Source organism: Acidovorax sp. HMWF018 (assembly GCF_003061035.1).
GTDB lineage: Bacteria > Pseudomonadota > Gammaproteobacteria > Burkholderiales > Burkholderiaceae_C > Acidovorax > Acidovorax delafieldii.
This window is the reverse complement of record NZ_QAIM01000383.1, coordinates 1-8,596: the sequence shown is the minus strand read 5'-3', so window position 1 is coordinate 8,596 and position 8,596 is coordinate 1. Positions and strand designations below refer to the sequence as shown.

The 8,596-nt window shown below is 66.3% G+C and carries 7 protein-coding genes; all 7 read left to right on the top strand.

What is annotated here, in order from left to right; genetic code table 11:
- Positions 1 to 852: choice-of-anchor U domain-containing protein (locus DBR23_RS29965; protein ID WP_199227717.1), on the top strand; the 852-nt coding region annotated here is incomplete at its 5' end.
- A gap of 14 nt (positions 853 to 866) precedes the next feature.
- Positions 867 to 1,922 carry a helix-turn-helix domain-containing protein gene (locus DBR23_RS15035; RefSeq protein WP_108498783.1) on the top strand — a complete coding sequence of 352 codons (1,056 nt, stop codon included), beginning with the start codon at positions 867 to 869 and terminating at the stop codon, positions 1,920 to 1,922.
- A 125-nt stretch (positions 1,923 to 2,047) separates the two neighbouring features.
- On the top strand, positions 2,048 to 4,402 hold the full coding sequence (locus tag DBR23_RS15030) for an IPT/TIG domain-containing protein (RefSeq protein WP_108498782.1): 2,355 nt from the start codon (positions 2,048 to 2,050) through the stop codon (positions 4,400 to 4,402).
- A 563-nt stretch (positions 4,403 to 4,965) separates the two neighbouring features.
- A complete protein-coding gene (locus DBR23_RS15025; protein ID WP_108498781.1) occupies positions 4,966 to 6,144 on the top strand; it encodes an MFS transporter in 1,179 nt (392 codons plus the stop codon).
- Positions 6,145 to 6,269: 125 nt separating this feature from the next.
- On the top strand, positions 6,270 to 6,824 hold the full coding sequence (ssb, locus tag DBR23_RS15020; protein WP_056056677.1) for a single-stranded DNA-binding protein: 555 nt from the start codon (positions 6,270 to 6,272) through the stop codon (positions 6,822 to 6,824).
- A gap of 175 nt (positions 6,825 to 6,999) precedes the next feature.
- Complete coding sequence (locus DBR23_RS15015; RefSeq protein ID WP_233250472.1) at positions 7,000 to 7,782, top strand: hypothetical protein; 783 nt, start codon at positions 7,000 to 7,002, stop codon at positions 7,780 to 7,782.
- Between the two features lie 104 nt (positions 7,783 to 7,886).
- A partial coding sequence (locus DBR23_RS15010) for a Bax inhibitor-1 family protein (RefSeq protein ID WP_108498780.1) occupies positions 7,887 to 8,596 on the top strand: 710 nt, incomplete at its 3' end.

The window sequence follows — 8,596 nt, the reverse complement described above, 5'->3', positions numbered from 1 at the left end:
CAGGCGTACACCTTCACCGTGACGGCGGATAACTCTGCAGGGACAGGGCCTGCGTCTTCGGCATCCAACTCCGTCACGCCCAAGGCCATACAGTCCATCACCTTCGCCAATCCTGGCAGCCAGAATTTCGGCACCACGCCCACGCTGTCTGCCTCGGCCACGTCCGGTCTGGCCGTTGCGTTCACCTCGTCCACCACCGGCGTGTGCACGATCACCAGCGGGGGGGCACTGACGTTTGTCACGGCGGGCAGCTGCACCATCAATGCCGACCAAGCAGGCAATGGCGTCTTTTTGCCAGCACCGCAAGTCAGCCGCAGCTTCACCGTCAATGCGCAACTGTCAGTGTCTGGCGCAGTGCCTGGCATGGCAGGCCTGGCCACTGCGACGCTATCAGGCGGAGGTGCGAGCTGCACCCTGAACCCAGGCGGCACCAGTTTCATGGCGCCCGTCGGCATGCCTGGCAACCTCACGCTGCCCCATGGAGGGTTCGAGTTCCTCGCCACCGGCTGCTCGGGGAGTGTCACCATCACGCTGAACTATCCAGACCCCATGCCCGCCGGCATCCAGTTTTGGAAGTTTGGCCCCGCCACAGCAGGTGCGGGGGCTTCCACCTGGTTCGCCTGGTCGGGGGCAACCCTCAGCCCTGACCGGCGTACTGTGAGCTATACCGTGACGGACAACGGTGTGGGAGACTCCGACAACGCTGTCGGCAGCATCCGTGACCCGTTTGCACCTGCCTTCTTTGTCGGATCGGATGCAGCCGCCATTCCCGTCAACAACCCCTGGGCTCTGGCAGTGCTGGTCGCGGTCCTGGGTTGGCTAGGCCTGAGGCGCCGTCACCAACACCGCTGAAATCCGGGACTGCGATGCCATCCACCGGATCGTTGCCTTCCACCGTCTTCGCTACCGACCAGCTGGTGGGTGATGAGCGCTTCGAAGCCTGGCGCTGCAGCATCTCGGTGATCTTCGATGTGGCTCCCGTGGGGCACGAGCCTCCCAAGGACTTCCAGGCCTCAGTCACCGCCCGCCACCTGGGTGCGCTCTTGGTGGGAGACCTGAACTTCGGGCGCCAGCAGTTCTCACGCGGTTCGCCCCGCGTAGCGCGCGACGGTGTGGACCACTACCTGGTGCAGTGGTACCGCAGCGGTGGCTTTGTCGGCCAGCATGATGACGGCGTGGACATGGAGGTGCGCCCGGGCGACATCACCGTGTTCGACCTGGGGCGCACGCAACGCACCTATGCCCAGCCCTCGCATGTGCTGTCGCTAGTGGTGCCGCGCGAGATCGCCGCCGAGTCTTTCGGCGGGCGCGACGCTGACCTTCATGGCACGGTGCTGCGGCAGGGTACGGCCCTGGGCGGACTGCTCAGCGACTATCTTCAGTCTCTGCATCAACGCCTGCCGGACGTGACGCTCGCAGAGGCCCCAGCCGTTGTGCAAGCCACCACCCAGATGCTGGCCGCGTGCCTACGGCCAAGCCGCCACACCCATGCCCAGGCGCGGGTCGAGCTGCAGGGGGTGACGCTGGAACGCATCCAGCGACACATCTTGCAGAACCTGGCAGCGCCGCTGCGCCCAGAGCTGCTGTGCCAACACTTCGGTATTTCGCGCAGCCTGCTGTACCGCCTGTTCGAGCCGCTGGGCGGTGTGGCGCACTATGTACAGCAGCGTCGGCTGCTGCGCGCCTTCCATGCGCTGGCCAGCCCCGCCAATCGCCGTCTGCGGGTGGCCGAGGTCGCCACGCGCAGCGGCTTCTCCAGCGAGGCACATTTCAGCCGGACCTTCCGTGCGGCCTTCGGCCTTACGCCCAGCGATGTGCGGGCCATGGCGGGCGGCGCCTTGGCCGCCGCAGCAGGTACTGCCAGCCAGGCAGCCCCCTCCACAGTCGAATACGCGAACTGGGTGCGCACTCTGCAGGTGTAACCCTGCGCCCGGCGCCTGCATGCCGCCGAAACAGCCGGTCAAAAACGTTGAGACGCACAGTCAAGCCGAAGTGACGGCCGCGCCTAGCATGGGTCACCGCCTGTTCCCCCCTTGCGCACTCCCCCATGCAATTCATCCGCAAACTGGCTGCAGCCGTGCTCGCTACCGTGCTGTGCAGCCCGCAGCTGGCCTGTGCTCAACCCACCGTCACCAGTTTTGCGCCCACCGAGGGCCTGACCATGGGCTGGACCCAGGTCGTCTTTACCGGCACCAGCCTGGGCAGCACCTCGGCCGTTCGCTTTGACGGCGTGGATGCCACCAACCTCATCGTCGACGGCAGCGGCACCCGCGTCACGGCCACCACGCCTGCCCATGCCCGTGGCACCGTCGCAGTGGAACTAATCACCGCCCTGGGCACGGCGGCGGCAGGCAGCTACACCTATGTGCCCCAGCCCAACATCACGAACTTGGGCCCCGGCGAAGGTTCAATGCTCGGCGGCACCGAGGTCACCATCACCGGCAGCGGGTTCACCGGGGCGACGACGGTGCTGTTCGGGAGCAAACCCGCCACCCGCTTCACCGTGGACAGCGACACGCAAATCACCGCTGTCGCGCCGCCCCAGCCGGCAGGCCTTACGGTGATGTTCGAGATCTCCACGCCCATCGCCCATATGCCGCACCCCATGGGCTATTTCACCTACACCGTGCCGCCTGAATTGCGGCCCACCGTCACCAGTTTTGCGCCCACCGAGGGCCTGACCATGGGCTGGACCCAGGTCGTCTTTACCGGCACCAACCTGGGCAGCACCTCGGCCGTTCGCTTTGACGGCGTGGATGCCACCAACCTCATCGTCGACGGCAGCGGCACCCGCGTCACGGCCACCACGCCTGCCCATGCCCGTGGCACCGTCGCAGTGGAACTAATCACCGCCCTGGGCACGGCGGCGGCAGGCAGCTACACCTATGTGCCCCAGCCCAACATCACGAACTTGGGCCCCGGCGAAGGTTCAATGCTCGGCGGCACCGAGGTCACCATCACCGGCAGCGGGTTCACCGGGGCGACGACGGTGCTGTTCGGGAGCAAACCCGCCACCCGCTTCACCGTGGACAGCGACACGCAAATCACCGCTGTCGCGCCGCCCCAGCCGGCAGGCCTTACGGTGATGTTCGAGATCTCCACGCCCATCGCCCATATGCCGCACCCCATGGGCTATTTCACCTACACCGTGCCGCCTGAATTGCGGCCCACCGTCACCAGCGTGGCACCGCGCTGGAATCCCCCTGCGGGCGGGGTGCCGGTGGTGCTGACCGGCACCAATCTCACGGGGACTACGGCGGTGCGCTTTGCTGGTCAGTCCGCCCTCTCCTTCACTGTAGACAGTGCCACGCAGGTGACCGCCATTCCGCCCCCGGCGCCGTTGCAATCGGCAGGCGTGGAAGTCACAACCGGCCTTGGCACGGCCCAGGGATTCTTTCTGTATGCCTCGGCGCCAGTGCTGGCCAGTGCCAGCCCCACCACCGGGCCCACCACGGGCGGCACCCCTGTAACGCTGCGTGGCAGCGGGCTGCTGAGTACGACGCGCGTGAGCTTCGGCGGCGTGGCCGCCAGCAGTTTCAATGCAGTGGACGACACCCGCATCGATGTGCTCACCCCGTCTCATGCGGCAGGTAATGCCACCGTGCAGGTGGTGGCGGAGAGCGGCACGGCCGTACTGAGCGGCGCGGTCTTCGCCTTCGTCTCTCCGCCCGCCGACGGAGCCTGTGGTGCGGCAGACGGGCAGGAGCGCATCACCCCACCCACGGCCGGCCTGTGCAGCGCAGGTGCAGCAGGCAGCGTGGCCGCGGCCTCAGGGGCTTTTGCCTGGACCTGCGCGGGCCAGAACGGTGGGGCCGACTCGCGCCAATGCAGCGCGCCCTGGCCCCTGTCCGGCGTCGGAGGGTTGCGCACATCGCTCGCGCTGCCTGACCCAGCCACCAACCAGGGTTGGGGCCTGGACACAGCGGTCCTCGACGCCGCGCTACCCGCACCATTGCCTGGCGGCGCAAGTACGCAGCACCGGGCATTGCGCCTGGTGCTCAGCGGCGGCAGCGCAGGCTCCAGTGCCCAATTCACCGTGCACTACAGCGAGCCCGTTCCGGCCGGTGCGGTGTACCTCAAATACGGCCCCAGCCCCCAGGGCCTGAACTGCAACGGAGCGGCCTGCGCCCAGCCCCACTGGTATGCGCTGCCCGGCAGCACGGCGGTGTTCGCCCCCGACCGCCGTAGCGTGACGCTAACGTTGACCGACGGTGGCCTTGGCGATAGCGACGCCGTGCCCGGCCACATCACCGACCCCGGGTTGCCCGTGCTGCTGGCGGGAGCGGGTGGGGGGACAGGGCCAGTCTCCGTACCCGCACTGGGGCCCTGGGCGCTGACTGTGTTGACGCTGGCGCTGCCTCTGTGGGTGGGACTGGGGCGCAAAACAAATCAAAAAAGATAGCTACCGATGCAATACAGGTCAGCACTGCAGGCGATTTTTGGTATTTCTTCGACAGGCATGCCACAGTGTGCAGGGCAGCTACACCGACGTGCCACCGCGCCCTTACGGCACTTGCTTTGGACAGGAGCGGCCCTGTGCACAGCCCTCTCAGCCAAGGCCGGTACCGAAGCCCTGCCCCTACCTGCGCCGCGCGAAACCACTGCCGTGGCCCTGCTGTGCACCCCAGACGTCACAGCGGCCCAGGAGCTCCAATCCGCGGCACCAGCGCCTCGGGCCCCTCATGGCGCCACCTCCCACGACGGCTCCCACGTTCCCACCCCCGTGGACAACCCCTGGGCACTGGGCCTGCTGGCCGCACTCGCCGCACGGATACTGTGGATGGACCGGCATTCCAAGCAGGATTCCGGCTGAAAGTCAGGGCCACAGGGCCGGCTGCAATGGGCCGTCAGGGCCAATGCGCGAAAATCTCGCTTTTGCTTACCGGACCTTAGCGCACCACCGTGCCGGATTATTCCTCCCTGACAGCCGCAGCTGCCCCGCAGCACTCTGCACCCGCCACCCCCATGACCGCGCTGGAGCGTCGCTCCAGCGTCAGCCTGGCCCTCATTTTTGCGCTGCGCATGCTGGGCCTGTTCCTGGTGCTGCCCGTGTTTGCCCTGGAGGCACGCAAGTACCCCGGTGGCGACGACCCTGCGCTGGTAGGCCTGGCCATGGGCATCTATGGCCTGACGCAGGCAGTCCTGCAGCTGCCGCTGGGCATCGCTTCCGACCGCTTCGGGCGCAAGCGGGTGATCGTGCTCGGCCTGCTCGTCTTCGCAGGCGGCAGTCTGATGGCTGCGCTGGCGGATTCTCTGACCGGACTGCTGCTGGGCCGGGCGCTGCAGGGCGCAGGGGCTGTGTCGGCAGCCGTGACCGCGCTGCTGGCCGACCAGACACGCGACAGCGTGCGCACCAAGGCGATGGCGCTGGTGGGCGGCAGCATCGGGCTGATGTTTGCCGTTGCGCTGGTGGCGGCACCGATGTTGGCTGCCCATATCGGCCTGGCGGGGCTGTTTGGCCTGACCTGTGCGCTGGCCCTGGCCGGTGTAGCCGTGGTGGTTTGGTGGGTGCCGCCCGAGCCTGCGCTGCATCGGAACGCCCCCCGGGGCCGCCTGGCCGATGTGTGGGGACACCCTGACCTGCTGCGCCTGAACCTCGGCGTGTTTGTGCTGCACACCGTGCAGCTGTCCATGTGGGTGGCCGTGCCCGCGATGCTGGTACAGGCAGGACTCACCAAAGACCACCACTGGCAGGTGTACCTGCCCGCCGTGGTGCTGTCGTTTGCCGCCATGGGCGGGCTGTTTGCGCTGGAGCGTGCTGGCCGACTGCGCGCGGCCCTGCTCGGAGCCATTGCCCTGGTGCTGGTGGTGCAGGCGGGGCTGGGCCTGCTGGCGGCCAGCGGTGTGCCTGCCACGCTGTGGGTGCTAGGGCCTTTGTTGTTCGTCTTTTTCTGCGGATTCAATGCGCTGGAGGCCAGCCAGCCCAGTCTGGTGTCGCGCATGGCGCCAGCCCAGCTGCGCGGCGCCGCGCTGGGCAGCTACAACACCCTGCAGTCTCTGGGCCTGTTTGCGGGCGGTGCAATGGGTGGCGCGCTGGTGAAATGGGCCGGGGCTCCAGGCCTGTTTGCCGTGACCACGGCGCTCACGGCTCTGTGGCTGCTGCTGACCTGGCCGCTGCGGCCCGTGGGGCGTGGCGGGCACTGAACGCCTAGCCGTGCCATGCCGTCAGGGCTTTCATTGCCCCCCGGTTGCGGCACAATGGAGCGTTTGGCGCCTGGAATCTCTCTCCAAATCCGGCGCTTTTATCCCTTAAAGGCAAAGACAGCACCATGGCATCCGTAAACAAAGTCATCATCGTCGGCAACCTGGGCCGCGACCCTGAAATGCGCACCTTCCCCAGTGGCGATCAGGTGGCCAACGTGACGATTGCCACCACCGACAAGTGGAAAGACAAGCAGTCTGGCGAAATGAAGGAAGCCACCGAGTGGCACCGCGTGGTCTTCAACGGCCGCCTCGCCGAAATCGCAGGCCAGTACCTGCGCAAAGGCTCGCAGGTGTATGTGGAAGGCAGCCTGCGCACCCGCAAGTGGACCGACCAGAGCGGCGTTGAAAAGTACAGCACCGAAATCCGCGCCGACCAGATGCAGATGCTGGGCAGCCGCCAGGGCATGGGCGGTGGCGGACAGGGCGGCGGACAGCAAGGCGGTGGATACGACGACGGTTACGGTGGCGACCAGGGTGGCTACGACCAGGCCCCGCGCCGTGCAGCGCCAGCGCCGCGCCCCATGGCCGCCCCCGCTCAGCGCCCTGCACCCGCTCCCGTGGCACAGGCACCGCGCGCGGCCTCCGGATTTGACGACATGGACGACGACATTCCGTTCTGACAGCTTCTGGCACCGGACTCAGTCCCCAGCCCGCACCCGCAAGGTGTGGGCTTTTTTTTGCCTGTGCGCAAGGCATGCCCGACCCCACGGAAAACGTCGCCTGTGGGCGTCAAAACGTAGCAACTCGCAACAGGAGGTGCTGGGGCCCACCCGACTCACAAGCGCCAGCGCGGCCATGGAGCGATGGCTTTTACAACGGCACTCACGGGCGCCGCTTCTCGGTTTTGTCCAGTTCGGCATCACCGCGACAAATCAACAATTCCTTACATCCGATACGGAAATATCAAAGATCATCGCGGACTGGCTCGCCAAAGAGGTGCAAAACCCGGCGGCCAGCAGTTACCAAAATCAATATTCCAAACTGAAAAGAGAGAGGGTTGTGATGCCGGGGTTCGTCCGAAAGATTTTGATATTTGTCACTGGCTACGCGTGGCTCCTGCTGCTGGCGGGCCCGGGGCTCATCGGGCTGTCGGTGTACAGCGGCTGGAAGGCGGAAGACGGCCACGCCTACGTGGCGCGCGAAAGTCTGCAGACCGTGTCCGGTACCGTGACGCAGGCCTCTGAAGTCACCGTCAAGCGCAAGCGTCGTACGACCAAGAAGTACTACGAAATCACGGTCCAGCCCGACACCGCTGGTGCCGAGGCGCGCAAGCTGCGCATCGACCACAGCACACCGCAGCAGCTGGTGGGCAACCTGATCGACGAAAAAGTCACCGCCTTGGTCGATGGCAGCGACAGCGACCTGGTCTATGAAGTATCGGCAGACGGCGCGACCGTCATCAGCTACGACACCACCAAACAGCGGCTGCAGGCCGAAGCCGCCTCTTCCGCGCAGTCCTTCAGCGGCGCAGGCACCTGGATCTTTGCCATTTTGCTCACGCTGGTGGGAGCGGCAGGCGTGTGGTCCAACCGCAAGCTGCGCGCCGCCGACGAAGCACACCAGCTGGCCGCCGCCTGACGGCCATACCCCATAAAAAGAGAGAGGGAGGGAGGGGCAGCGCCCGGGGCGCGCTCCTCCCATCGTTTGCGCCAACCTGCGCGCTCACTACGGAGGACCACACCATGAACCCCAACGCACTTTCGCCACAAACCCCTGCGGGCGCTCCGATGGAGCGGCGCGATTTCATCGTCTCTACCTACAAGCACCTGGGCGTGGCCATTCTGGCCTTTGTCGTGCTGTCGGCGGTACTGATGGTGAGCGGACTTTCCACCGCCGCGGCCAAGATGCTCATGGCCAGCGGTAGCAAATTCCTGTGGCTGGGGGTCATGGGCGCTTTCATGCTCGTGGGCTGGCTGGCATCGCACCTCGCCGACAACTCGGACAACCCTCAGACACAGCTGATGGGCCTGGGCCTCTACGTGCTGGCGGAAGGGCTCATCTTTGCCCCGATGTTCGGCATTGCCCAGCTTTTGGTGCCGGGCGCCATCGGCGCCGCTGCCTTCATCACGCTGCTGCTGGTGGCGGCGCTCACATGGACGGCGTTCAGCAGCAAGACCGACTTTTCGTTCCTGGGCGGCATCCTGAAGGTGGCGGGCCTGGTGGCACTGGGCACCATCATCGCGGGCGCCATCTTCGGCTTCAAGCTGGGCATCTGGTTCTCAGGGCTCATGGTGCTGTTTGCGGGCGCCTGTGTGCTGTACGACACCTCGCGCATCATCCACGACTACCCTGCAGACCGCCCCGCCGGCGCAGCGCTGCACCTGTTCGCATCGATTGCGCTCATGCTCTGGTACGTGCTGCGCATCCTGATCAGCCTCGCCACGAACGACGA

Bases quoted from the DNA above. Each gene is read 5' to 3' on its own strand.
- DBR23_RS15035 (WP_108498783.1), top strand. From the start codon at position 867: ATGCCATCCACCGGATCGTTGCCTTCCACCGTCTTCGCTACCGACCAG.
- DBR23_RS15030 (WP_108498782.1), top strand. From the start codon at position 2,048: ATGCAATTCATCCGCAAACTGGCTGCAGCCGTGCTCGCTACCGTGCTG.
- DBR23_RS15025 (WP_108498781.1), top strand. From the start codon at position 4,966: ATGACCGCGCTGGAGCGTCGCTCCAGCGTCAGCCTGGCCCTCATTTTT.
- ssb (WP_056056677.1), top strand. From the start codon at position 6,270: ATGGCATCCGTAAACAAAGTCATCATCGTCGGCAACCTGGGCCGCGAC.
- DBR23_RS15015 (WP_233250472.1), top strand. From the start codon at position 7,000: ATGGAGCGATGGCTTTTACAACGGCACTCACGGGCGCCGCTTCTCGGT.